24 protein-coding genes and 4 pseudogenes are annotated in these 24591 nt (G+C 42.5%); 24 read left to right on the forward strand and 4 right to left on the reverse strand.

All coding sequences use genetic code 11. The features are described 5' to 3' along the window. The first annotated feature begins 120 nt into the window (after window positions 1-120). The 14 genes and pseudogenes from AAH944_RS02330 to AAH944_RS02395 all read left to right on the forward strand — a co-directional run bounded on the left by AAH944_RS02330 (window position 121) and on the right by AAH944_RS02395 (window position 12506). Window positions 121-846, forward strand: coding sequence for an ABC transporter ATP-binding protein (locus AAH944_RS02330; RefSeq protein WP_415536140.1), 726 nt, complete (start codon window positions 121-123; stop codon window positions 844-846). After that, entirely contained in the window at window positions 833-1585 is a 753-nt protein-coding gene (locus tag AAH944_RS02335; protein WP_415536141.1) for an ABC transporter permease, read from the forward strand. The genes AAH944_RS02330 and AAH944_RS02335 overlap by 14 nt, the downstream gene beginning before the upstream one ends. Before the next feature lie 53 nt (window positions 1586-1638). Further along, window positions 1639-3114 carry an ATP-binding protein gene (locus tag AAH944_RS02340; RefSeq protein WP_415536142.1) on the forward strand — a complete coding sequence of 492 codons (1476 nt, stop codon included), beginning with the start codon at window positions 1639-1641 and terminating at the stop codon, window positions 3112-3114. A 25-nt stretch (window positions 3115-3139) separates the two neighbouring features. Next, a complete protein-coding gene (locus AAH944_RS02345; RefSeq protein ID WP_415536143.1) occupies window positions 3140-3838 on the forward strand; it encodes a response regulator transcription factor in 699 nt (232 codons plus the stop codon). A 300-nt stretch (window positions 3839-4138) separates the two neighbouring features. Further along, on the forward strand, window positions 4139-5167 hold the full coding sequence (gene argC, locus AAH944_RS02350) for an N-acetyl-gamma-glutamyl-phosphate reductase (protein WP_415536144.1): 1029 nt from the start codon (window positions 4139-4141) through the stop codon (window positions 5165-5167). A 65-nt stretch (window positions 5168-5232) separates the two neighbouring features. Beyond that, window positions 5233-6480 (forward strand): bifunctional glutamate N-acetyltransferase/amino-acid acetyltransferase ArgJ, encoded by a 1248-nt coding sequence (argJ, locus tag AAH944_RS02355; protein ID WP_415536145.1) that lies wholly within the window; start codon window positions 5233-5235, stop codon window positions 6478-6480. 119 nt (window positions 6481-6599) lie between these two features. Next, complete coding sequence (gene argB / locus AAH944_RS02360) at window positions 6600-7502, forward strand: acetylglutamate kinase (protein WP_415536147.1); 903 nt, start codon at window positions 6600-6602, stop codon at window positions 7500-7502. A gap of 41 nt (window positions 7503-7543) precedes the next feature. Further along, complete coding sequence (locus tag AAH944_RS02365) at window positions 7544-8767, forward strand: aspartate aminotransferase family protein (RefSeq protein WP_415536149.1); 1224 nt, start codon at window positions 7544-7546, stop codon at window positions 8765-8767. Between the two features lie 451 nt (window positions 8768-9218). Beyond that, window positions 9219-9599, forward strand: coding sequence for an iron-sulfur cluster assembly scaffold protein (locus AAH944_RS02370; RefSeq protein ID WP_415537746.1), 381 nt, complete (start codon window positions 9219-9221; stop codon window positions 9597-9599). Between the two features lie 129 nt (window positions 9600-9728). Then, window positions 9729-10937 (forward strand): pyridoxal phosphate-dependent aminotransferase, encoded by a 1209-nt coding sequence (locus tag AAH944_RS02375; RefSeq protein ID WP_415536151.1) that lies wholly within the window; start codon window positions 9729-9731, stop codon window positions 10935-10937. A 702-nt stretch (window positions 10938-11639) separates the two neighbouring features. Then, complete coding sequence (locus AAH944_RS02380) at window positions 11640-11771, forward strand: hypothetical protein (RefSeq protein WP_415536153.1); 132 nt, start codon at window positions 11640-11642, stop codon at window positions 11769-11771. A 40-nt stretch (window positions 11772-11811) separates the two neighbouring features. Beyond that, window positions 11812-12000, forward strand: a pseudogene (locus AAH944_RS02385) (hypothetical protein); the annotation flags it as partial. Window positions 12001-12130: 130 nt separating this feature from the next. After that, a complete protein-coding gene (locus AAH944_RS02390; protein WP_415536154.1) occupies window positions 12131-12361 on the forward strand; it encodes a hypothetical protein in 231 nt (76 codons plus the stop codon). After that, window positions 12342-12506, forward strand: coding sequence for a hypothetical protein (locus AAH944_RS02395; RefSeq protein ID WP_415536156.1), 165 nt, complete (start codon window positions 12342-12344; stop codon window positions 12504-12506). The genes AAH944_RS02390 and AAH944_RS02395 overlap by 20 nt, the downstream gene beginning before the upstream one ends. Here the strand turns inward: AAH944_RS02395 and AAH944_RS02400 are convergent. Then, entirely contained in the window at window positions 12493-13170 is a 678-nt protein-coding gene (locus AAH944_RS02400) for a Crp/Fnr family transcriptional regulator (protein WP_415536158.1), read from the reverse strand. The two genes, AAH944_RS02395 and AAH944_RS02400, sit on opposite strands and share 14 nt — an antisense overlap. 212 nt (window positions 13171-13382) lie before the next feature. Between AAH944_RS02400 and AAH944_RS02405 the strand changes: the two genes are divergently transcribed. The 5 genes and pseudogenes from AAH944_RS02405 (at window position 13383) to AAH944_RS02425 (ending at window position 18779) form a co-directional block, all read left to right on the forward strand. Then, window positions 13383-14447, forward strand: coding sequence for a reductive dehalogenase (locus AAH944_RS02405; protein ID WP_415536160.1), 1065 nt, complete (start codon window positions 13383-13385; stop codon window positions 14445-14447). 65 nt (window positions 14448-14512) lie between these two features. Beyond that, on the forward strand, window positions 14513-15781 hold the full coding sequence (locus AAH944_RS02410; RefSeq protein ID WP_415536162.1) for a reductive dehalogenase: 1269 nt from the start codon (window positions 14513-14515) through the stop codon (window positions 15779-15781). Window positions 15782-15919: 138 nt separating this feature from the next. Beyond that, a pseudogene (locus tag AAH944_RS02415) lies at window positions 15920-16822 on the forward strand (transposase); the annotation flags it as partial. Window positions 16823-17146: 324 nt separating this feature from the next. After that, window positions 17147-18427 (forward strand): reductive dehalogenase, encoded by a 1281-nt coding sequence (locus AAH944_RS02420; RefSeq protein WP_415536163.1) that lies wholly within the window; start codon window positions 17147-17149, stop codon window positions 18425-18427. 34 nt (window positions 18428-18461) lie between these two features. Next, window positions 18462-18779: a dehalogenase gene (locus AAH944_RS02425; RefSeq protein ID WP_415536165.1), complete on the forward strand. Its 318-nt coding sequence runs from the start codon at window positions 18462-18464 to the stop codon at window positions 18777-18779. A 306-nt stretch (window positions 18780-19085) separates the two neighbouring features. On the opposite strand, the gene AAH944_RS02430 is transcribed toward AAH944_RS02425, so the two are convergent. Then, window positions 19086-19748 carry a Crp/Fnr family transcriptional regulator gene (locus AAH944_RS02430; RefSeq protein WP_415536167.1) on the reverse strand — a complete coding sequence of 221 codons (663 nt, stop codon included), beginning with the start codon at window positions 19746-19748 and terminating at the stop codon, window positions 19086-19088. 302 nt (window positions 19749-20050) lie between these two features. Continuing rightward, window positions 20051-20832: pseudogene (locus AAH944_RS02435) on the reverse strand (IS5/IS1182 family transposase); the annotation flags it as partial. Between the two features lie 111 nt (window positions 20833-20943). On the opposite strand from AAH944_RS02435, the gene AAH944_RS02440 reads away from it, so the two are divergent. Then, window positions 20944-22164, forward strand: a complete 1221-nt coding sequence (locus AAH944_RS02440) for a 4Fe-4S binding protein (protein WP_415536169.1) — start codon at window positions 20944-20946, stop codon at window positions 22162-22164. A gap of 165 nt (window positions 22165-22329) precedes the next feature. Here the strand turns inward: AAH944_RS02440 and AAH944_RS02445 are convergent, their stop codons facing one another. Beyond that, the gene (locus AAH944_RS02445; protein ID WP_415536171.1) at window positions 22330-22764 is read right to left on the reverse strand and encodes a hypothetical protein; all 435 of its coding nucleotides are present in this window, start codon (window positions 22762-22764) and stop codon (window positions 22330-22332) included. Between the two features lie 248 nt (window positions 22765-23012). Here AAH944_RS02445 and AAH944_RS02450 point away from each other — a divergent pair, with 248 nt between their 5' ends. The 4 genes and pseudogenes from AAH944_RS02450 to AAH944_RS02465 all read left to right on the forward strand — a co-directional run. Next, the gene (locus AAH944_RS02450; RefSeq protein WP_415536173.1) at window positions 23013-23138 is read left to right on the forward strand and encodes a hypothetical protein; all 126 of its coding nucleotides are present in this window, start codon (window positions 23013-23015) and stop codon (window positions 23136-23138) included. Between the two features lie 239 nt (window positions 23139-23377). Continuing rightward, complete coding sequence (locus AAH944_RS02455; protein ID WP_415536175.1) at window positions 23378-23662, forward strand: helix-turn-helix domain-containing protein; 285 nt, start codon at window positions 23378-23380, stop codon at window positions 23660-23662. 75 nt (window positions 23663-23737) lie between these two features. Then, entirely contained in the window at window positions 23738-24034 is a 297-nt protein-coding gene (locus tag AAH944_RS02460) for an IS3 family transposase (RefSeq protein ID WP_415536177.1), read from the forward strand. Window positions 24035-24061: 27 nt separating this feature from the next. Continuing rightward, a pseudogene (locus AAH944_RS02465) lies at window positions 24062-24583 on the forward strand (IS3 family transposase); the annotation flags it as partial. Window positions 24584-24591: the final 8 nt, after the last annotated feature.

Below are 24591 nucleotides of genomic sequence, written 5' to 3' on the forward strand. Positions count from 1 at the left end.
GTTAGATGGATAGATAACGAATAACAAGTAACAAAACAAATAACAAATAACAATTACTATAAGTTGGAGCTGCCGGGGAATCCCGGCAGGCTCCTTGCAGTGCGCAATGGGGGCAATTATATGGAAAAAGTGATTGAAATATGCAGCCTGACCAAACTGTATAAAAACGGCCGGGGCATTGACGATATCAATCTGGAAATTGATCAGGGGGATATTTTTGGTTTTCTTGGGCCAAACGGTGCAGGGAAAACAACGGCAATGAAGGTCATGACCGGATTGATCAGGCCGGACCGCGGTGACGTCAGGATTTTCGGGCATAGTATTACCGAATCATATGAGAAGGCCATGGCGGAAGTTGGCTGTATTATTGAAATTGCTGACTCTTATCCGTTCTTGACCGCTTATGAAAACTTAAGGCAGCGTGCCCGGTATTATCCGGGAGTTGATGACCACAGAATTGATGAGGTTCTGGAGCTTACCGGTATGATCAAATACAAACAGGAAAAACCCAGGAAGTTCTCTCTAGGAATGAAGCAACGCTTGGGCTTAGCTGCAGCTATTCTGGCCAGACCCAAAGTTTTGATCCTGGATGAGCCGTTGAACGGACTTGATGTCGAGGGGATGATTGATGTCCGTAATCTCATTAAGCAGATGGCTGAACAGGAAGGAACTACCTTTTTTATTTCAAGCCATCTGATCCATGATGTTGAACTTACCTGCAGCAGGATCGGGGTCATCGTCAACGGAAAGATGCTCAATGTGGACAGCACGGAAAAGATTCTGCAAAATTACGCCACGTTGGAGAATTACTTTGTCAGTGAGGTGGAACGCAATGGCCGCGTATAAAGCTGCTTTGATCAATGAAATTGAAAAGCTGTATAAAAAGAAAAAAGCCCTGGTTGCGCTGATTATCTCGCTGGTTGTGATTGTACTGGGGCAGCTGGCCGTCGTTGGTGTCAGAACAGGCTTTGGCGTAAGAGGCACCGGCAGCGTGGAATTTTCCGTACTGGTTTTGTCGGTCGTTGTCAATACGATTCTGCCGCTGTTTACAGCGCTCGTTGCCATTGACTGTTTTTCCGGGGAGTTCTCCCATAACCTGATGCGCGTCACGCTGACCAGGCCGGTCAGCAGGCTAAAAATCTATACGGCTAAAGTCACGGCTATTGCGGTCTTTATTCTGGCCAACCTGATGATCTTAATGGTCTTCTCCATGCTGGCCGGTTTTCTGTTCAATGCCAATTCCGCTACGATTACCGCTGTAGCGAGAACCGTGCTCGTTTATGTGATCAGCCTGTTTCCGCTGTTTACATTGTCCCTGGGGATTGTGTTTTTGGCCAATATTCTAAAGAGCGGCACGTCGATATTTTTTGTTGCAATTATTGTTTTTCTGGCCATCAAGGCTTTTGGTATTTTCTTTTCCGAGTACGCAAGCCTGTTGATTACCACACAGCTCGACTGGTACAATTTGTGGCTGGCCAATTCTTTGCCGCTGGCGAAGATTGGCCGGGAGTTTTGTCTGATGCTTGGCTACGCACTGATGTTTTTTGCAGTGGGGTTTTATTTGTTTGATAAAAAAGAGTTCTAGATTTCAGAATTTGCTTAAGAATGATGCTAAATGACTGAATAAGAGGACCGGCAATGAATCTTAAGAGGCGCTTAATTGCAGCAAATACAGCTACTGTGGTGATTCCGGTGCTGATTACAGCACTGGTCGCCATGGCTTATCTGTTTATATACAGCAAACTATATGGCAATATATATTCCTGGGAAAGCTACCAGCGGGCCTCTCAGATTGAAGCAATACTGATGGATACAGAAAGACTGATCCAGCAGGAGAGCCCCGACGCGATTGCTGATGAAAAATTTCAGCGGCTGTTACGTCAGAAAATAGCCGAAATCGGAGGCGAACTGATCATCCTGAAGGATGATAGCATGATCTATACCTCGCTGGATGCATCGGAGATTGGCAAAATTGAGCTGGCTAAGGCCCTGGAAGCAGGACAAAACAAGCCTGGCAAGGAAACCATTGTAATCAGCAGTCAGTCCTTTACGATTCAAATTATTGATCAGGATCCCGCAGATGCCGCGGGAGGGACCGTGCTGCTGCTCGTTCCGCCGGATCAGGCAGCTAACGGCCTGATTCAATTTCTCATTGTGATCGGACTGACGTTCCTTTGCTCTTTTATTGTTACGAATATCCTGATCTCCTATCAGTTTTCGCGGACGGTTTTACAGCCACTGAATCATCTGCAGCATGCTGCAGATGAGATCCGAACCGGCAACCTGGACTGCCAGATTGCCGAAGAAGGTGACCGAGAGATTGAAGCATTGTGCCGGGACCTTGAGCTTATGCGCCTTAAGCTCAAGGAATCGATCCAAACCCAGCTGAAATACGAAGACAACAGGAAAATGCTGATATCCAGCATATCCCATGATTTAAAGACTCCCGTTACTTCGATTAAGGGTTATGTTGAAGGCATTTTGGATGGCGTCGCAAATACCCCGGAAAAAACGGAGAAATATTTGAGAACCATCTATGTAAAGGCTGAGCAGGTTGATAAGATGATTGATGATTTGCTGCTCTACGCCAAACTTGATCTAAACCAGATTCCGTTTAATTTTAAAAGGACCGATGTTCAGGAATTTATTAGAAGCTGCTTACTGGAAAGTGAACCTGAGCTCGAAAACAATGGAATACACATGGAAATGTTCAGTGACCTGACCCAAAAGCGCTGCGTTCTTCTTGATCGGGAACGAATGAAAAGAATTGTAATGAACATTCTGGACAACTCCCGCAAGTATATGGACAAAGATCAGGCGGTAATAAGGGTGCTGCTCAGGGAGACGCCTTCCAGTATTATTATGGAGTTTCAGGACAATGGGTGTGGAGTCAGTGAAAAGGATCTGCCGTATATTTTTGACCGGTTTTACCGTTCCGATCAGGCCAGAACAGGGATTGAGGGAAGCGGCCTCGGACTTGCGATTGCCAAACAGGTCGTTGAGGGGCATCAGGGTATTATCTGGGCAATGCCCCACGGCAAGGAAGGAATGAGTATTCTGATTTCACTGGCCTATCTAAAAGACGAGTACCACGTCAACCTTGAATCTACATGAAAACCATCCAAAAACGAGGACTGTTATGAAAAAAATTCTGATTATTGAAGACGATCTGAATATTGCGGAACTGCAACAAGATTACCTGGAAGTGGAAGGTCTTGCAGCCAATATTTGTACGGATGGTTCTGCCGGTCTGAAGCAGTTCCAGGAAAACGGCTATGATCTCCTAATCCTTGATATCATGCTTCCGGGTCTGGATGGCTTGGAGATTCTGCGCAGTCTAAGAGATGAAAAAGAGGTTCCTGTGATTCTGGTATCCGCTAAAAAAGAGGAAATCGACAAAATCAAGGGCTTTAATCTCGGAGCGGATGATTATATCACGAAACCTTTCAGCCCGGGTGAACTCGTCGCCAGGGTCAAAGCGCATCTGCAGAATTATGAAAAACTAAAGAAGAAATTCAGCGAAAAGCAGATAAGGAACAACGCTGTTGTGATCCGTGGACTCAGGATCGAGAAAGAAGCCCGCAGAGTCTATATCCATGACAAGGAAGCCAATCTCGCCCAGAAAGAATTTGAGCTGCTTTTATATCTGGCGGCGCATCCCAACCGGGTATTCGGCAGAGACGAATTATTTGAAAAGGTCTGGGGACTTGAGGCACTCGGTGATTCTGCTACGGTCACGGTTCATATCGCCCGGCTGCGTGATAAAATAGAAAGCGACCCTTCCAACCCGCAGTATATAGAAACGGTCTGGGGAGCAGGCTACCGGTTCAGGGTCTAGGCGGACGAAGGTGCATATTCATTAATGTTATTGATGATGCCGAAATACTGTTGTAAGGCCTCATGAAAAATACTTTTCGCATAACGGAGAGTATTTTTTTTTGGAAAAAGACGGAATGTATAGTAAGATAAACTGAGAGAATAGATAGAGAAATTGATCAGAATAATTTAAAAGAAGTATTGGAAAAAAGTAAAAATTTAAGGGCTTAGGTATTGAATAATTATTCACGTAAGTGTATAATTATTAAAATATATTATTAAATGAACTAAATGCTGCATTACCGTTACAGGAGGGATAGGGATGATTAAAGTTGGAATTCTTGGAGCAACCGGCTATACAGGGCAGGAACTGCTTCGTTTATTAAATAACCATCCGGAGGTCACGCTGGCGTATCTAGGCTCTTCTACATCTGCGGGAAAGCGTATTTCAGATATTTGCCCTTATCTTCAGGACAGTCTGGAGAATGTGCTGGAGACAGAGGAGATACCTGATATCGACGTAATGTTTATGGCTCTGCCGCATGGCATAGCAGCGGCCAGAGCCAGGGAATTGATGGAACGCGGCATAAAAATTGTAGATCTTGGAGCCGATTTCAGACTTAAAGACGCCCAGGAATATGAAAATTGGTATAAGGTTAAGCATGCTGATCCAGCTTTGCTGCCAGAGGCTGTCTATGGACTGCCTGAACTATACAGAAATGAAATTGCGGGGAAAACCCTTGTGGCGAATCCGGGCTGTTATCCCACAGCATCCCAGCTAGCGCTGGTGCCGCTACTCCGGACAGGGCTGCTTGATCCGACCGGCATCATCATCGATGCCAAGTCGGGTGTCTCAGGAGCAGGCCGCGGGATTGTCCAGAACCTTCATTATTCCGAAGTGAATGAGAATTTCAAGGCTTACGGTGTTGGTGTGCATCGCCACACGCCGGAGATTGAGCAGCAGCTAAGCGGTGCGGCGGCTGCGAAAGTCGTGATTAGTTTTACCCCGCATCTCGTACCAATGACCCGAGGCATATTGGTTACCATCTATGCCGGTGTCAAGAGCGGCATAACGGAGCAGGAACTGTGGGACTGCTGGCAGCAAGCTTACGAGAAGGAACCGTTTATTCATGTAATGCCGGAAAAAGAGTGGCCCCAGACGAAATATACGTATGGGAGCAACCACGCATTCCTTCAGCTAAGACACGACCAGCGGACCGGCAGAGTCGTCCTGGTTTCCGTGATTGACAATTTGGTCAAAGGAGCATCCGGCCAGGCCATCCAGAATATGAACATCCTGTTTGATCTGCCGGAAGCGACCGGGCTTCAAACCACTGCGCTCTGGCCATAGGGAGACAAAGGGACATTTTTGTCCGCAACCATATAGAGACAGAAACGATCTAAGGAGGAATAAAAATGACGGATAAATTAGATCCTTGGAAAGAAATAAATGGCGGGATTTCTGCACCGCTTGGATTTTATGCCAGCGGTGTCAAAGCAGGAATCAAATATAAAGACAAATACGATCTGGCGCTGATCTTATCTGAGATCCCGGCCAGTGCGGCAGGGATGTTCACACGCAATGTCGTGAAGGCTCATCCGCTGGTACTCACCGAGAAACATCTTGCAGACGGCAAAGCGCAGGCTATTGTCGTCAACAGCGGCAATGCCAATGCCTGTATGGGCGAGATTGGTGAAAAAGCTGCCTCGGAGATGGCCAAGGTGACCGCAGCAGAGCTCGCCTTTGCTCCGGAAGATATCCTAGTATCGTCCACAGGGGTAATCGGGCAGGAACTGCCGCTGGCTAAAGTCATCCCAGGGATCAGGCTGGCAGCAAAGGAAGTTCAGGCACTTAAGGGAAAAGTCTCCGCAAGTGAAAAAACTGAATACGCTCACCAGGCGGCGTTGGCTATTATGACCACAGACACGGTTTGCAAAGAACTTGCTTTGGAACTGCAGTGCACCCAGGGAACGATAAAACTTGGCATCATGGCTAAAGGCTCGGGCATGATCCATCCGAATATGGGAACGATGCTTTGTTTTATCACGACGGATGCGCAGGTTGCGCAGGATAAGCTGAAAGAGCTGCTGAAGGCGGCAACGGATGAAAGCTTTAATATGGTGACCGTGGATGGGGACACCAGTACGAACGATATGGTCGTGATCTTGGCCAACGGATTATCGGGAGTTGCGCCGGAAGGTCAGGAATGGGAGAGCTTTTCTGCTATGGTCCGGGAAGCCTGTTGTACGATGGCCAAAGCGATTGCAAGAGACGGCGAAGGGGCCAGCAAGTTCTTGGAAGTGAAAGTCACAGGGGCCGCATCGTCGGAAGCCGCCAGAATGATCGCACGCAGTGTCTGCTCCTCTAGTTTGGTTAAATCTGCCATATACGGCGAAGATGCCAACTGGGGAAGGATCCTGGCTGCAGCGGGATACTCCGGAGCCAGCTTTGATCCGAACAAAACGGATATCTACCTGAACGGGTTGCAGGTCGCTGCACATGGACAGGGCTTGCCGTTTTCCGAGACGGAAGCTTCGGTTTTGCTGAAGAATACAGACATCAAGGTCGATGTCCTCCTGGGTGAAGGAAACGAACAGGCCGTGGCCTGGGGCTGTGATCTTACCCATAAGTATATTGACATCAACGCTGATTACCGGACGTAATAATATCAGCGTAATTGAGTGATTATTGAATATAAACGTTAGTTACTGGTGATTATCTGTTAAAGCACTTAAGTTTTTTAGAGACACTTGATGAAGAGGAGTAAAGGAGGCGCATCAAAATGGAAGATTTCAGTGCGAAGATCAGCAATCTGGATAAGGCCAATATTCTGATCGAAGCCTTGCCGTATATTCAAAAGTTCTCCGGGTCTACCGTTGTGATCAAATATGGCGGGCATGCCATGATTGATCAGGAGCTTAAAGAAAAAGTCATGCTCGATATCCTGCTGCTGCATACAGTTGGTATCCGTCCGGTTATAGTTCACGGCGGAGGACCGGAAATCAATACGATGCTGAAGCGTGTCGGCAAAGAAAGCACGTTTGTACAGGGCTTAAGGGTTACGGATAAAGAGACCATGGAAATTGCAGCGATGGTTCTGGTCGGAAAGCTGAACACGGAGATTGTTTCCATGCTAAACAGCTTTGGCGGAAAAGCGGTAGGGCTGAACGGTCAGGACGCTAAACTGCTCGTTGCCGAGAAGAAACCGATGCAATTGGCCAATGAACAAGGATTGGTCAAGGAAATCGATCTCGGGTATGTCGGTGAGATCAAGAAGGTTACGCCGGGGATCATTACCAGCCTTTTGGATCAGGGATATATTCCGGTTATTTCACCGCTGGCCGGTGGAGATGATGGCGAAAGCTATAATGTAAATGCCGATACGGCTGCCGGAACCATCGCCGGATGCTTAAAGGCCGACAAATTCCTGCTTTTGACCGATGTTAAGGGAATTATGAGAGATATCAATGATCCGGAGTCTCTTATTTCCGTTATCCCGAAGGAGGATGTACCGGCAATGATGACAGAAGGGATCTTTAAAGGCGGAATGATACCGAAGATAGAATGTGCAGTAAATGCACTGGAACAGGGAACAGGTACCGTTCATATCCTGGACGGCAGGCAGCCGCATGCGATTTTGCTGGAATTGTTTACTGACGGCGGGATCGGGACGATGATTAAATAAACGGAGAATATTCAATAAATTGTATTAGATAAGAAAGGTCGATGGTCGATATGAATATAAAGCTGAATACGGAACAAATGATTGCGATGGGCAAAGAAAATGTCATGAATACGTATGGCCGTTTGCCAATGGCCTTAGTCAAAGGATCCGGATCGCTGGTCTGGGACAGTGACGGCAAGCAATACCTGGACTTTGTCGCAGGTCTGGCTGTAACCTCACTCGGGCATGCCAATCCGGAGATCGTGGAGACCATCCGCGAACAGGCCGGAGAGATCCTGCATACCTCAAATCTGTACTGGATCCCTGGGCAGGTCAAACTCGCGAAAATGCTGACGGACAATTCGTTTGCGGATAAAGTATTCTTCTGCAACAGCGGAGCGGAGTCCAATGAAGCTGCCATCAAACTGGTGAGGAAGTATGCCAAGGAACATTTTGGGGCTGAAAAAATTCAGATCGTATCCCTGAAGAATTCGTTCCATGGCAGGACGCTGGCAACGATAACAGCCACAGGCCAGGCCAAGTACCAGAAGGGATATGAGCCGCTGCCGGAGGGATTCTCCTATACCACGATGAATGACTTCAGTGAACTGGAAGGCATCATCAATGAGGAGACTGCGGCTGTAATGATCGAACCTGTGCAAGGGGAAGGCGGTGTGCACCCTGTTTCACGTGAGTTTCTGCAAAAAGCCAGAGAATTATGCGACAAGTATGGGGCGCTGCTGATCTTTGACGAAGTCCAGTGTGGGCTGGGCAGAACCGGGAAACTGTTTGCCTACGAGTGGTCCGGCGTAAAGCCGGATATCCTGACGCTGGCCAAAGCTCTGGGCAATGGTGTGCCGATTGGCGCGATGCTCGCAACAGACAACGCAGCGGCTTCTTTCCAGCCGGGAGACCATGCTTCGACTTTCGGAGGCAACCATCTGGTCTCGGCTGTCGGCTGCAAAGTGATGGAGATCATGACCCGGGAAGATTTTCTGACCGGGGTCGAGAATAAGGGGCATTATTTCCAGGATAAGCTGCAGAAGCTTGCTGGGAAATTTCATTTACCCGGTAAGGTCAGGGGGCTCGGGCTGATGGTCGGGCTGCCTGTCGAAGAAAACGGACCCGAGATTGTGAGTGACTGCTGTGTGAACGGACTGTTGATCAACTGCGTCGGCGGCAAGACCTTGCGTTTCCTGCCGCCGCTTACAGTCACGTTTGACGAAATTGACCAGGCGATGGAAATCCTGGAGCAGGCCTTTCAAAGAAGCTTTAACGTAAAGTAAGAACAGATAAGATAATAACAACCAACAGATTAAAATGAATAAAAAGGGAGGGCGTGACCAAACTCTATCAAAGTCGTTACGCCTTCTTTTTTATGTTTTCAGAGATCAGGCTGTCAATACTTAAAGGGAATGTTAAACTGATTCTGTTTCCCAGAGTTACTTATATCAAGTATCTGATAACAGATTAGAAGTAACATATTGGGTAATTAATCGATAATTCTATACAGTCTGACAGATATCCTTTTTATGGATGAAGCAATAGTTTTATCGATTTGCAGCCGCTAATACTGCTGCACGCCATACTATGCTCATGAAAGAACACTCTTCTTCAGACAATGCTCGTTTAGACTTGAGAAAAAAGAATTTTGGTTGTAGACTATTAGAGATATAAGGTCAAAAGGGTTGAAACGATTCTGGAGAAAACAGATTGGATGAGACCGGAGGAAGAAACGTGGATTATTCGGATAAAGTTATTGAACATTTTATGTGCCCGCAAAATGTGGGAAGCATGCCTAACGCGGATGCCGAGGGAATCTTCGGGGATGTGTCCTGCGGAGATTCGCTGACGATCTATCTGAAAGTAAAGGATGGTATCCTGACAGATATTAGTTACCTGGTGTTTGGCTGTGCCGCGGCTGTAGCAGCAAGCAGCATGTTTACGGTTTTAGTAAAAGGGAAGCGTATTGAGGAGGCTTTAGACATAGGCGGCAGGGACGTTTTCGATGCGTTGAATGGTCTGCCGGCAAGTAAAGTCCATTGTTCCGTACTGGGTCCCCAGGCCCTGAAAAAAGCTATCGAAGACTATGAATCCAAAAGAAAGAATCAGAGCTAAAAGTGTTGAAAATCTTGCTAAAATGGCAGAAATATGATGAAATTTTTGATTGTTTACGATATGATAATAAATAGTTTCAATAATAATGCCTGCAATCATGATGTCTGCATCATATACAGAACGCCATAGGTGAAAGGATTTGAAAGTATGAAGCTGTCCCAGCGCATTCTGGGCATGAAGCCGTCTGCTACATTGGCTGTTGACGCTAAAGCCAAAGAATTAAAGAGTCAGGGGAAGAATGTTATTTCGTTTGGATCCGGGGAACCAGATTTCGTGTCCCCGCCGTCCGCTTTCAAGTATGCGACGGAAGCGATGGAAAAAGGGAAAACCCATTATACACCCACACCTGGAATTCCTGAGCTTCGTCAGGAAATTTGCACTTATTACCGAAAGGAATTTGGTCTGGAATTTGATCCGGGACAGGTAGTTGTTGGCCCGGGAGCCAAACCTTGCATATATGAAGCGCTGACAGCGATTGTTGATCCGGGGGATGAGATTGTCCTGCTTGCACCTGCCTGGGTAAGTTATATTGAACAGATCCATCTTGTCGATGGAAGACCGGTGATCGTAGAAACCGAAGACAGCGGTTTTATGCCAAGATTGGACCGCGTGGAAGCTGCAATCACGGACAAAACCACTGCACTTTTGTTGAACTCTCCATCCAATCCGACAGGGGTACTATTTGACGAAAAGACCGTCAGGGGCCTTGGTAAGATCGCCCAGAAGCATGATCTCTGGCTGATTTGGGATGAGATTTATGAGAAGCTGGTCTATGGTCAGAACAAACATGTTAATCCGTTGCAGCTTATGCCAGAGCTGGCTTCACGGACGATCATCATCAACGGGGTAAGCAAAGCCTATGCGATGACAGGCTGGCGGATCGGTTATTCGATTGCTCCGCTCGAATTGTCATCCAAGATTAATTCGTTTCAAAGCCATCTGACCTCGAATGCCTGCTCCATTGCCCAATGGGCTGCAGTCGGGGCGATGCGGGAAAGCGGGGAAGATTTACTGAGAATGAAGGCAGCTTTTAGTGACAGACGGGATCTGATCTGCGGACTTTTGCGTAAAATGCCGCACATCTCGTTTCCGGAACCTGAAGGTGCCTTTTATGTTTTTCTAAATATTAAGAACTGTATCGGAATGTCCTTTGAAGGACAGAAGATCAAGGATGATATCGGATTCTGTAATAGACTGCTTGATTCCGAACTGGTTGCCGTCGTACCCGGCAGTGCTTTCCTGGCGCCGGGGTATTTACGAATCTCTTATGCAAGTTCTTCGGAACAGATAACTGAAGGTATGAGAAGGCTACATCGTTTTCTGGATAAGCTGAAATAGTGAGGTGTTTTCTTTTTTGGGTGTCTGTAGCCTCGCACAGATACTCCGCTCGCCAGACTGTCTAACAATTATGAGAAATATCACCAAATAAAGGAAGAAGACAGCTATCACTGTCGAATATATACAAAGAGATGGGAGTGATAGCATGGGGTATATAGAAGGTGAAGAAAGAAATCAAATAAATTTGTTTCCCGATACTTTAGAGGATTATGTCAGCAAAAAAATCCGGTAAGAGTAATTAACGCCTTTGTGGATAGTTTAAATTTAGAGGAAATAGGATTTAAAGTATACTTTGGTCAAAAAGCAGGCCAAAAGCCATATCGAAGAAACGATTTGCTTAAATATATCTCTACTGCTACATGAACAAAATAAGGTCATCGCGAGTCATGGAAGCTGAAGCAACAAGATGTGGCTAATTGGAAAAATAACACTCGATCATGGAACTCTGTCAGCCTTTATGAAAGATAATAAAACGGCAATAAAGCAGCTGTTTAAAGAATTTAAAATGTTAAAAGGCTTTGGCCTTATTGACGGCAAGGTATCTTATTTAATAATGCCATGATGATAACGATGGAAATGAATAAGGATCTTATTAATGGAATCCGGGACAGAGATTTTCCGAACCTATGATGAGCAAGGAAAAAGCGTTAATATAATTGCCATCCAAGACCTGCTATTGGTGGTGATATCTGTACCTTTCCTGTGGCACAGGATGCTAACTTAGGGGCAGTAAGAAAAAATGGTTTATTGATCACCCCGGAACATGGACGCTGTGTCAGACTGGCAGCAGTCTTTATCGATGTGGATAATTTGCCGATAGCAAAAAAAGAATGAACACATGTGGATAAGTGATTTCTGAGATACTTGTGACAGATGTGTGGCTAAATGTCCAGCAGGGGTAATATATAAAGAACCAAAGATCCACAAGGATGGATCGAAAGTATTTATCAATTTGGAAAAATGTATGGTGCCTTTTTCTGAAGGCTACTCAACGTGTATTAAAGAGTGTGTATTTCTTAATGGTCACTATGATAGAATTAAAGAAAGGTTTATGAAGAGGTAGAATTCTGATGTTCTAGTAAGCTTAGTGCGTTATCCATCACTAAGTTCGAGCTATGAAATAATAAATTGAAATTAAGGAGGAGCAATGGATCTAAGAGAATAGGTAAGATATTCGCGGTCTAACGTACAATATGAATAAATACCTGGAAGAGAAGGTAGCTCTGCTAGGCATTGGACACGGTCAAATTGAGTATTTTAAGATTATCGCAACTCACCAAAATGAAATCGCCAAGATGAAAAATGTTGGTAAAGCTAGTGTGACAAATGCGATCAATATTTTAGAAAATAAGGGTTATATCGTGCGCCAAGTCAATGAATGGATAAAAATTGTATTGTATAGATATGGGAAATCAGTTTATTGATGGCTTTGAAGCTTACGTGGATAAAATTAAATCGATACTTTTTAAGGATTTAGCTTCAGCTCAAATAGAAATGTTTGTTCGTGTATTAATAAAAATGTACGTCAATAGTAACCAACTTGCTAAAGATGAAACTAACAATCCTTAATAGCATACATCTCCAACAGAGAAATATCGTTTATGATATAGTTAGATCCTTTTACATCCAAGAGTCCCATTTCTCTCAGATTCTTTATTATCCGAACAGTTGTTATCCTGTTTATTCCAACCATATCACTTATGAACTGCTGGCTTGTGCGGAAAGTGATTGTATAACTACTTGTATCCATTTTTCCTTCATAGAAAGCTAGTTTAATAAGCATTTCACATACTCTGGTCTCGGCATCTTTAAAACAATTGTCTTCTAACTGAACAACTAGGTTTTGAGCTTTTTTGCTTAAAGAAGAGAGAATATATAGGTTGAATTCAGGATACTTATAGAGAGCTTCTTGTAAATCTTTAAAGGTTAATTTTATTAGTTCTAGGCTTTCCATGGCTTCTACATAAAAACCAGTCTCTTTCTTTTCTGAAATGGAAAGGTCTCCAATCATACCACCTGGTTCGAGAATAAACAATATCTTTTCTCGACCTTCTTTGGATATTGCATACTGCTTTGCTTTACCCTTTAGAATAATGTAAATATCTTTCATTTCATCATCTGCAGAAACAATGATTTCGCCTTTCTTATAACGTATCTTATTACCGATCTGCTCGAAGAAGGCAGGTACTTTGTCAGGACCTAGATATGGGGAAGAAAAATCTCTAGTGTTCATGTCTTTGTACCTCACAGATTATGATCTAAAGGCCATTACTATAATATTATCATAATTCTTATATAAGCTATAGGAAAACAATATATAATAAACTTATCAGGGACGCTATTTTATTTGAATCTAATGTATTCTCTGGATTCGTTTTTCAGGGAGCATAAGAAACCAAGTGCAGAATGTGAAGAAACCTGAGTTCTAGAAGTGGGGGTTTATTCATGATTATTGAACAAAATACGATGCCAATAGTAATATCCAAAGATTACAGAAGAATGGACCAGAAGTTAACTGTATTCGTTCGGGGATTTTGGGACAAAGAGATTATCCCTGTCCGCGAGAGATTTGAAGAAGGACATTATAATCTTAAACCACCCAGGGGTTCTGAGGGGTATACACAATTAGAAGAGGCATTAAAGACAGCGGCTTGGTCTGTTTGTTTTGCATATACGCCCAATAATGAATTAGGTCGAGCAAATCTCGGGTTCTACGATTGGTGTGGAGAAAAAAGTGAGAAAACAACAAGATTCAATAATCCAGAAGAAGCTTCTAAAATTGTAAAGAGTACCGCAAAGTTTTTTGGCACTGATTTAGTGGGAATAGCCCCTTACGATGAAAGATGGGTGTATGGTACTTGGTACGATTTTTCTTCTAGAGAGAGTGTTCCACCTGAATTTCCCTTCAAGGTAAAAAGTGTCATCGTTTTAGGAATAGAAATGGATCAAGATGCCTGTATGACTTCTCCTTCCTTAATTGCCTGCGCAGCGATAGGACTTGGATACTCTCGTATGGGTGAAATAGGAAAAAAACTGGCAACTTTTCTTCGTATGCTTGGATACAATGCGATCCCTTGCGGGAATGACACGGCATTAAGTATTCCAATAGCTGTGCAAGCGGGATTAGGTGAAATGGGCAGAAGTGGTATGCTTATTACGCCTCAATATGGTCCCAGAGTAAGACTGTTTAAAATATTTACAGATCTTCCCTTAAAACCTGACAAGCCTATATCTTTCGGAGTTAGCAAGTTTTGTATGAAATGTAGAAAATGTGCTCAGTCTTGTCCGGCGGGTGCTATAACCTTCGAACCAAGGCCGACAATGGTGGGGCCAAGTATATCTAACTCTCCGGGAATCCTCAAGTGGTATACCAATCCAGAGAGTTGTTTTGAGTTTTGGGCTATAAATGGTGATGACTGTATTAACTGTATTGCCTGTTGCCCTTATAATAAATGGGCTAGCTGGCATCATGGGTTGACACAGAAGTTAACAAAATCTATTTGGGGATAATAGTAGCCGTAATCCTGTATCTAATCTCTTTATATTCTTGAATTATTGAGAGGAGGAGTTCGAAGATGAAACCTGAATCAGATAAAAAAGATGAGCATACGTTCAAACCGGAAAAAGGCAGAGTAAATCATAGCGAGCCTATGGGAAATGATAATTGCTCTTCAGGGAGTACTCAGAAGTCTCCTTGGGAAGCTAAGACAGAAATCCAAATTCATGATGACTTACCTCTTGAAATAACAGATAAATATCGGCGTTTCAACCAAAAATACACGGTTTATAATCGTGGGGTTTGGGATTCTAAAATTGAGCATGCCTCTATAAAACTAGAGTCAAGTATTAAGGGTATTCTTCCACCTCTGGAAGAACAGGGATTTACTCCTATAGATTATGCCCAATGCATAGCTTCATGGATTGTTAATGATTATGCTGCAGCAGGAAGTCAGTTTGGAATCCCTAACCAGGGCTTATACCAGTGGGATATAGAACCTAACATAAATAAGAGAGAATTTAATAACCCTGAAGAAACCTCCGGGATAATAAAAAAGGCTGCTCAGTTCTTAGGTGCTAGTCTGGTTGGGATAGCTGATTATGACGAGAGGTGGGTATATTCGAATTTATATCATCTACTAAAAAAAGAAAGCATGCCTGTAGATTTTCCTTTTAAACCGAAAAGTGTAATAGTAATAGCAATAGAAATAGATTATAAATCGAATGGTGAGTCTTTTTCTGGAATAACCGTGTCAGCAAAGGGTTTAGCATATTCTCGTATGGCTGAAACCGCGTATAAAGTAGCTACATTTATCAGGCATTTGGGGTATAGGGCAATACCGTGCGGTAACGATACTGCCCTTAGTGTACCACTTGCTATTATGGCTGGCTTGGGGGAATGTGGTAGGAATGGGCTTTTAATCACAAGAGAGCATGGATCTCGTATAGGGATATGCAAAATATTTACCGAGCTTGAGCTAAAGCCTGATAAGCCAATAACTTTTGGAATTAAAGAATTCTGTACTTCATGTAAGAAATGTGCGGAAGCTTGTCCGTCTAAAGCGATTTCTATGGAAGAGGGAACGACTTTTAAAGGAATAAATATTTCCAATTCTCAGGGAATAGACAAATGGTATACCAATGCTGAAAAGTGTTTTCAGTTTTGGGTTGATAATTCCCTAGACTGTTTCAGATGCATCACTGTATGTCCTTTTAATACACCACAAAACATTCATCATGATTTGGCTCAAACCCTGGCAGTTGCAGAATTCAGTAGACCTGAGTCTACTTTTGGTTTTGATAAATCATTTAATGATAAGGGTATAAGAAACTGGTGGAATAGATAATTACTTAAAAAAATAAGTAGGGCTTGCTAAAGATCGAGAAAATTCAGTAATAACAAGGGGTTTGACGGTACTTCTGGCGAATTTAAGTGTAAGAGAATAGAGAAAAAACCCCGAAAAACCTCGCACTTGGAGGAGAAAATGTACCGCAAACCTGATCCACAACTAACCTTAGATGATTTTATGCTGCCGTTTTCGGGCAAGATGAGCGCCGAAAACCGCTGGGTTAAATTGGCCAAACTCATACCTTGGGATGAATTTGGAAAAGATTATGCCTTCATGTTTCCCAGTGATCGCGGCAAGGTCGCCAAACCTGTCCGTATGGCCTTGGGCTCTTTGATCATCCAGACTCGTTGTGGGTACACAGACCGGGAATTGGTGCACCAGATAACAGAAAATCCATACCTACAGTACTTCATCGGCTTAAAAGAATATCAACTAACTCCGGTTTTTACGCCAGTAGCGTTGGTTAAGTTTCGTAAACGGTTTAAAAAAGACCGTTTGGATAAGATTAATGAGCGTATTGTCAGAGCATTGGCATCAGCTCAAGTAACTGAAGACGCTGAATCAAAGAAAGATGACGATGATCACGACAATCATACCGATTATTAAGGCGGCTCTGGCAATGTCGATTCCGCAAAAGTAAAGGAAGCCGAACAGCCGAAAGAACCACAAGGCAATCAAGGAACCTTGATTCTGAATGCAACCTGCATCCCGGCAGATATTAAAAATCTGACTGATCTGGGTTTGCTCAATGAAGCGAGGGAAAAACTCGAAGAGATCATCGATACCCTTCGCAGTGCTAACGGCAAACAAGAGAAAAAGCCGAGAACTTATCGCCAAACTGCCAGGAAAGCTTATCTGAGCGTCTCTAAGTAACGAAATCCCAGAAAAATTCAGCTTCGTCAAAGTATAAAGCGTCAGTTGCAGTACTGCAAACGGAATCTGCGTCATGTAGACCGGTTGTTAAGCGATGTCCCTTGAGGGATGAATGTTTTAAGTCAAAGACAGATTGGGCTGCTGAAAACCATACGAATACTGGTTGAGTAACAAGACAAAATGTATAAAAGATTGAAGGATACAGCTGAGAGCCATGATCGCTATGCACATTTTGGTGATGAGCTTGGAGCGCCAGCTCAGAGTTCTTTTTATCCAATTTTTTCAAATGCTCTTTGGAAAACGCAATGCTGTGACTTTGTCCAAAAAACGAAATTTGGCTAGCAAGCCCCAAATAGACATCGCAAGACAATGCGTTTGTCTATTTTTTGTATCATACAACACGTTGTATTTTACTTTATTTACAGAAAACTGAGCGATTATTAAAATGTACAAATAGATATTAATTTTATAAAAGGGGAGATGAATGACTTGGATGATCACAAAACAAGTAAAGAAAAGAATCATTCTTTAACACGAAGAAGTTTTTTGAAGGGGGGTGCTTTCTTAGGAAGCGCCATTGGTATCGCTTCATTATCAAGGGAAAAAGGTGATAAAATAGCAGAAGCAGCAATGAAAACTCAGTATGATGATTTTCCCGTAAAGATAGCAGAGAATTATAAAAGATTCTCACAGAAGAATACCGTGTTTTCCCGTGGCTGGTATGAACCCGAAATCCAGAAGTTATTCCAAAACTGGGTAAGGGATCAAGAAAATTTTCTAGATAAACCAGGATATACACAAATAGACAAAGCCCTTTGGAAAAGTGGATGGGCTGTAGAAGATACCTTTGCTACTCTTAGTAAACTTGGGTTACCTCAAAGCCAGTGCTATGCCTGGGATTTACCCACTCACCCCAATAAATATGCGTTCTCAAGCCCGCAAGAAGCAGCTGAAATTGTCAAGAAAGCGACTCGTTTTTTGGGTGCTGATTTAGTTGGTATTGCAAAATACGATCCGCGTTGGGTTTATGATCCTTTATTCAACGCTTTGGAAAATAAAGATATTCCTGCTGAATTCCCTTTTGAGCCTAAATCTGTGGTGGTTATTGCCATTGAAATGGATTATTCGGCATACACTACAGCCCCGTCATATATTGGAGCTGCGGCCACAGGGTTAGGTTATTCCAGAATGGCTGAAACAGCATATTCTGTAGCTGCCTTTATCCGTCATTTGGGGTATAAATCATTTGGATCAGGTAATGATGTCGCTCTGAGTATTCCCTATGCCATAGCAGCTGGGTTAGGGGAATGTGGCCGAAATGGTATCCTAGTAACCTATGAATATGGACCTAGGGTGCGGTTATGTAAAGTGTTCACTGAACTGGAAATAGCTCCAGATAAACCAATAAGTTTTGGTGTGCAAGAATTCTGCAAGGTATGTAAACGTTGTGCTGATGCATGTCCCAGTGCTGCTATTCCGAAAGATACTGAACCAAGCTTTGAAGGGGTTTGCATTTCTAACAACCCCGGCATAGAAAAATGGTATATTAACCAGGACCTCTGCTTTAAGTATTGGAGCGAAGGAGCGGTGGATGGATGCGGATGTTGTGTTGCCAGTTGCCCATATAATAAGCCTGAATTATGGCACCACCGCTTGACAGCAGCGATAACAAAAACGCCATTTAAACCTGTCTTAAGAACTTTAGATGAGGCCTTTGGATATGGAGATGTATTTAACGAAGATGCAATGAGAGAATGGTGGAAAAAATAGTTAATGAACAAATTATACTGAGGAGGAAATTTTTATGGGCTTAATGTGGTTTTTTCTGGGGACATTAGCTTTAGGCTCTTTTTGGCTACTGCAAAGTTGGAAAAGAAATACGAGTTATAAAATATCCTTAATTGCTCAAAGTAGTCTCATATTATCTGCTCTGTTAGCACTTTTTTCAATCTCATGGACAATAAGCAGCCTTGCAGAAGGAGAAACAAGAGCTGCAGGAATGGGGCTAGCTGTTTTTGGAGGGATTGCAATAATCCTGTTTGCAGTTACATGGCAAATAATTGTAAAAAAACGTCGTACTGTTCTGAAAGAAAATAATAGTAAAAGCCTCGGACAGAATTAAGAATACTAAAATATACTATCCTTTCTATTGCACTTATTATAAATCACCACCACCCGCTTAGCGGGTGGTTTGCTCTACCCTATACGGGATTTTACTTGGCAGAGCCTCAAGGCTCGCTGAATAGTCCTTCAGCTGCACATCTTTTCAAACTACCCCTAAAGGGTTCAGACTGCTGACAAACGTTTCTTTGTCAGCAGTCTGAGCCACCTGCTTAGCAGGTGATTTTCGTTAGACAAAAATACTGCCATCATACTTTTTGGATGATAGCAGTATTGGCTTAAGTGTATATCTTTTGTACGGAATTCGTTACGCTTTAACTTCTATTTTATTGTTTAATACTCTTACTTTACCTTCTTGAGTTAACGTAGATATCAATTTAGCCACTGTTACTCTAGTAGACCCGATTATATTAGCAAGCTCTTGTTGAGTATAACGGTATTTAAGTTTATACCATCCTTCATTTGAATCATAATTTAAATCCCTTGTTGCATACAAAACCTGATAGAGTCTATCTTTACAAGAGTTGAAAGACAGGTTAATTACATGACTATATGTTATATAAAGCTTTCTTGAAACCGATAAACCAATAGCTTTTCTGAAAATGTCTGAAGTCCCAAATAAATAATCAAAAGTATTTTTGTCAATTTTATATAAGGTACATTCATCATACGTAGTAATAGAAATTATTGCATTATGATATGCAATAACTTGATCCAATATGGCAGCTTCATTGAAAAAAGATCCTTCATTTAAAATCATCAAGGTTTTTTCTTCGCCTTCAGGATGATAATAGTAACATCTTGCTCTTCCTTTTTCAATATAATAAAGCGTATCAATTATCTCTCCTGGTACGGTAAAGTTTGTCCTTGTAGGGCAACTTATTCTGGTACCGTACATAAGAATGAGTTGTCTAACTTCAAATAGAATTTCCTTATCAAAAAAGGGATTAAATACAATTTCATTTGCCATAGTGGATTATCTCCTCTTCTAATAATTCTTTATCACACACAGTAGCAGCAGTATAATTTAGTAATAGTTAAAATTATAAAAAAATTAAAATTATTGATAATAATCCCACCTCATATTACTTATAATTATTTATAGTCTATCCTTATATTGATTATAAGATATTGAAAAAGTAGCATTTGCTACACATATTTGTAGCAAATGATTGTTAATTGTTAGATTCTTTGTTAGCTATTTACCAGTGTAACAAAGGCTACTATTTCTTTTACCATTAAACAGTATTTTCTAACTTAGAGGACTATATTTCCATGCCGATCTTTATAGCGTTCTACACTTTCGATGAGCGTACCCGATTCGTTAAATGCATCCCAGGACAGCTTTTTTATGCGGCAGATATACTGATGGCAACCTTCGCACCAAACTCGACGGCTACACTCGCTTTGCCTCATGCGATAGGCCGGACATGTGGCTGATAAAGGCTGACGATCCGTTCCTCGACCCGGTGGTTTTGCGTTTTATACATTTTGTCTTGTTGCTCAACCAGTATTCGTATGGTTTTCAGCAGCCCAATCTATCTTTGACTTAAAACATTCAATTCATCCCTGAAGGGACATCGCTTAATAACCGGTCTACATGACGCAGATTCCGTTTGTAGTACTGCAACTGGCGCTTTATACTTTGACGAAGCTGAATTTTTCTGGGATTTCGTTACTTAGAGACGCTCAGATAAGCTTTCCTGGCAGTTTGGCGATAAGTTCTCGGCTTTTTCTCTTGTTTGCCGTTAGCACTGCGAAGGGTATCGATGATCTCTTCGAGTTTTTCCCTGGCTTCAAGTCAGATATTTGATATCCGACGGGATGCAGGTAGCATCCAGAATCAAGGTTCCTTGATTTGCTTGGGGTTCATTCGAAGGTGCTTCTTCTGTTGCTTTCTCGGCATTCACATTGCCGGAACCACCCTGATGATCATTGTGATCGTCGTTGTCATCTTTCTTGGCTTCAGCGTTGTCATCTACTTGCCCCTGTATCAATGCCTTAGCAATACGCTCGTTGATCTCCTTCAGGCGTTCTTTCTTGAACCGTTTACGAGATTGTGCACTATGTATCTTATGTTACATAGAGTTTAGATTTTTTTGATATAATTAAAACAAATATGTGGCTAAATAACGTAAATATCTGTAATAGGATTTGAGGTAAACATGAAAAACAGAGTTATCTATATCATCGCGATTGTTTCTTTAGCAATCGCCTTGTGTACCAGTTGGATCATACCGGTGAAAGAACAGCTGCCATTAGTTAAAGAAGTCCTCCCGGAAGCGCAATCTTTCAATAAGATTGCGTCTTCTCCGCTTACCTTTGAAGGGAAAATCCAAACGCAAGGAGGACAGGAAGAGACGATTGGCTATGTTGTAATAGACCAAGCGCATGCCTATGGTGGGCTGATTAAAATAGTCACGGGCATTGACCCCCAAGGCAAAATAGTAGGGGCTGTGATCGCAAATCATAAGGATACTCCCTCCTTTATTCAAATCCTTAACGACCACAAGTACCTTAAACAGTTTATTGGCAAGAGTATTGCAGATCCCTTAAGTATAGAACAGGATATCGATAGAGTATCAGGAGCCACCTATTCATCGAGAGGAATTGCCAAAGCAATCTCTCAAGGTAGTCATGCAGTGGCTAGAAATCAATTCGGCTTAGATGTTCAGGGTGAGATTGTACCTTTTCAATTCGGACTTAAAGAGATTTCTGTTCTGTCTTTAGTTGTACTGATGCTCATAGGCGTGGTAGTTAAGTCTAAGAAATTAAGATGGGTGACGCTGATAGGCAGCTTGGTGTTTATCGGGTTCCAATTCAATACACCGATCTCGTTAGCGAACGTTGCTGCTCTTTTGATGGGGAATTTTCCTTCTATGCGAGAGAATTTAGTATGGTATGTACTCTTAATCGGAATCCCTATTATTACCTTTATTCTAGGCCGGAATGTCTATTGTTTTTGGCTCTGTCCATTTAGTGCATTTCAGGAGATTATGGCAAAAATTGGTGGTGGCAACTTCAAGTGCTGTAATAAAGTCATAGAGGCGAAGGCTGCGAAAATAAAATATGTACTCGTTTACGTCGCTTTGTTAGGAGCATTATTATTGAAGTCACCCGGTTTTGCAGGCTATGAGCCTTTTGCTACCTTGTTCGGTTTGCAGGGATTCGGTATTCAGTGGTTTATCCTCCCAGTCGTGATATTTACTTCGTTATTTATCAGTAGATTCTGGTGCAGATTCTTTTGTCCGGGCATGGTAATCAATGAAGTCATATTGAAGCTGAGAAAGATTGTAGGAATAATCAAAGGAAAAATGACGAGACCAAGTGAGAATAGCGGCACTGTAGGAGCAGACCAGATTACACCCAGGAATGAGGTGTTATAATGAACTCCAAACTAAAAGCCAAAGACGCCTTATTTTTGGTACTGATTAGTTCCGTGGTTATAATGATCTTAATAAGTTTATATCAGGTATTTAAGTCTATTTCTTAGATAGGAATTTTGATATATAGACTGTGAACGCCGATGTGAATTTGTAGTTTTTCGCCGGTTAAATTTTATAGGTTTGTAGCAGTGGGCGGATACCGATTTTATCGAGATTATCCAAAAAACTAAGGTCGTCTAGAGAGATGAAAACATCGGGATCATTGTTTAATTCAAGTTTTCCGTATCCCTGAAGTTCGTACATTACGGATAAAAGATGTTTACCCATGATCAGTCTGGCTAATTTGCAGTATCCGATTTTTTCTGTGCGATGCCAGGCGTATTTTCTGATGATTTCGAAGAATATTTCATAAATATGTCCATGTTTTCCGGATAGATTTCTGAGTGCTCGCTCTATCTCTGTCTGTTGACTCGCACCGAGCATTTTCTTATCCGGCTGGTTGAATACAGTTTTAAAGAGAGAGCTGATCCTGGCATTATAGCAGGTATTCAGGAATTCGCTGTCGGTATAGACTTGGATTAACCGTACCAGATCTGCCATAAAGTACGGGGCATTCTAGAAGAAAATCCCTCAGTTCTCATTGCTTGGTAGTAGATGGTCATCTCGATCACTCCTTTCGTACCTTAATCATAGCATCTTATATTTAGAGTGACTCCTGTCTAGGGGTTCACCCCAACGTTTGACATAGAGTCATAAAAAGATACTGCCAATAGTATAATGATAAGCTCCCCTTTGAGTAGACACCTGAAATAACAAAAATTCAGGACTACGTAAAGGGGAGTTTTTCTATGGGAAGAAGAGTTCATTATGAAAAGAAATTGGAAGCAGTAGAAAAATACAAGCGAGGAGATGGAACCCAGGATAGCATAGCACGGGAATATGGAGTAAAAAAGCTAGTTTTCAGCAATGGATAGCAAACTATGAGTCCATGGGTCCATCTGGGCTAGGACTCCAAAAGACAAATAACAGATACAGTTTGGAACTTAAAACCACAGCCGTAGAAGCTTACATCCGGGGTGAAGGAAGCCTATTGGAGATATGTAAGAAGTTTAGCCTCCGTGGTAAAGCACAACTTCTAGATTGGATAAAGATGTATAATGGTCATAAAGATTTTCAGGCTACCAGAGGCCGAGGTAGAGGAAGAGGTATCTATATGACCAAAGGACAGTTGACCACGTTAGATGAACGAATTGAAATTGTCAGTTACTGCATAGCCAAAGGTAAGGACTACAGCGCAGCAATAGACAAGTATGAGATATCCTACCAGCAGATATATAGCTGGGTACGAAAGTATGAGGTAAAGGGAGTAGACGGCCTTATCGACAAACGAGGGAAAAACAAGCCGATGGATGAAATGACTGAAGTCGAACGCCTTCGAGTAGAGAACAAGATGCTCAAAGCCGAGAACAAACAAAAAAAATGGAAATTGCTGTGTTAAAAAAAGTTCAGGAGATCGAAAGGAGGCGGGGCTAAGCGGCGTCCGGCAGGAAAGCTTTACCTAGCTGTAAAGGAGTTGCACGAAAAAGAAAGATACCCGGTAGAAAATATTTGTAGGATATTAGACCTGAATAGGTCATCCTATTACAAATGGCTTCACCGCAGCAAGAGTGCCTGTGAGTATGAGAACGAAGATCTTCTTCACAAGCTTGGTTATCTTTACGCAGAATTTAACGGAATATATGGATACCGGAGACTGACAGATGAACTGAATGCCCGGTACAAGACCAACTACAACTACAAGCGTATATACCGTCTTACCCAACTGGTGAGATTAAAAGCAGTTATCCGCAGAAAACGTCCGCAATACTAACGTTCCACGCCGGAAGTTACAACTGAGAATATTCTTAATCGTGACTTTATAGCTAAAAACCTTAACGAGAAATGGTTGACTGACGTTACGGAATTCAAGTATGGAGATCATTCAAAGTTGTATCTGAGCGCTATCCTTAATCTTAAAGATAACGCTATTGTCTCTTTCACCATGGGCCGGAGTAATAATAACCAACTCGTATTTGACACCTTCGATTTGGCCATTTCCAGATACCCTAACGCTCACCCGCTATTCCATAGTGACCGAGGTTATCAATATACAAGTAAACAATTTAGAACCAGATTGGATAGAGCTGGAATGAAACAAAGCATGTCCCGTGTTGGCCGCTGCATCGACAATGGCCCTATGGAAGGCTTCTGGGGTATTCTCAAATGTGAGATGTTCTACCTTGGAAACTTCAGGGATTATGACAGCCTTGCAGCAGCCATTGAGAGCTACATATATTTTTACAACTACAAACGACGGCAAAAAAAGTTAAATAAATTGGCTCCAATGACCTATCGCCAGTTGCTCGAAAATATTGCATAAAAAACTGG

Origin of the sequence: Dehalobacter sp. CP, from assembly GCF_047652685.1 — a bacterium.
Classification (GTDB): domain Bacteria; phylum Bacillota; class Desulfitobacteriia; order Desulfitobacteriales; family Syntrophobotulaceae; genus Dehalobacter.

Coding starts and splice junctions, on each gene's coding strand:
- AAH944_RS02330 (WP_415536140.1), top strand. CDS start 121: ATGGAAAAAGTGATTGAAATATGCAGCCTGACCAAACTGTATAAAAAC.
- AAH944_RS02335 (WP_415536141.1), top strand. CDS start 833: ATGGCCGCGTATAAAGCTGCTTTGATCAATGAAATTGAAAAGCTGTAT.
- AAH944_RS02340 (WP_415536142.1), top strand. CDS start 1,639: ATGAATCTTAAGAGGCGCTTAATTGCAGCAAATACAGCTACTGTGGTG.
- AAH944_RS02345 (WP_415536143.1), top strand. CDS start 3,140: ATGAAAAAAATTCTGATTATTGAAGACGATCTGAATATTGCGGAACTG.
- argC (WP_415536144.1), top strand. CDS start 4,139: ATGATTAAAGTTGGAATTCTTGGAGCAACCGGCTATACAGGGCAGGAA.
- argJ (WP_415536145.1), top strand. CDS start 5,233: ATGACGGATAAATTAGATCCTTGGAAAGAAATAAATGGCGGGATTTCT.
- argB (WP_415536147.1), top strand. CDS start 6,600: ATGGAAGATTTCAGTGCGAAGATCAGCAATCTGGATAAGGCCAATATT.
- AAH944_RS02365 (WP_415536149.1), top strand. CDS start 7,544: ATGGTCGATATGAATATAAAGCTGAATACGGAACAAATGATTGCGATG.
- AAH944_RS02390 (WP_415536154.1), top strand. CDS start 12,131: ATGAATAAATACCTGGAAGAGAAGGTAGCTCTGCTAGGCATTGGACAC.
- AAH944_RS02395 (WP_415536156.1), top strand. CDS start 12,342: ATGGGAAATCAGTTTATTGATGGCTTTGAAGCTTACGTGGATAAAATT.
- AAH944_RS02400 (WP_415536158.1), bottom strand. CDS start 13,170: ATGAACACTAGAGATTTTTCTTCCCCATATCTAGGTCCTGACAAAGTA.
- AAH944_RS02405 (WP_415536160.1), top strand. CDS start 13,383: ATGATTATTGAACAAAATACGATGCCAATAGTAATATCCAAAGATTAC.
- AAH944_RS02410 (WP_415536162.1), top strand. CDS start 14,513: ATGAAACCTGAATCAGATAAAAAAGATGAGCATACGTTCAAACCGGAA.
- AAH944_RS02425 (WP_415536165.1), top strand. CDS start 18,462: ATGGGCTTAATGTGGTTTTTTCTGGGGACATTAGCTTTAGGCTCTTTT.
- AAH944_RS02430 (WP_415536167.1), bottom strand. CDS start 19,748: ATGGCAAATGAAATTGTATTTAATCCCTTTTTTGATAAGGAAATTCTA.
- AAH944_RS02440 (WP_415536169.1), top strand. CDS start 20,944: ATGAAAAACAGAGTTATCTATATCATCGCGATTGTTTCTTTAGCAATC.
- AAH944_RS02445 (WP_415536171.1), bottom strand. CDS start 22,764: ATGGCAGATCTGGTACGGTTAATCCAAGTCTATACCGACAGCGAATTC.
- AAH944_RS02450 (WP_415536173.1), top strand. CDS start 23,013: ATGGGAAGAAGAGTTCATTATGAAAAGAAATTGGAAGCAGTAGAAAAA.
- AAH944_RS02455 (WP_415536175.1), top strand. CDS start 23,378: ATGACCAAAGGACAGTTGACCACGTTAGATGAACGAATTGAAATTGTC.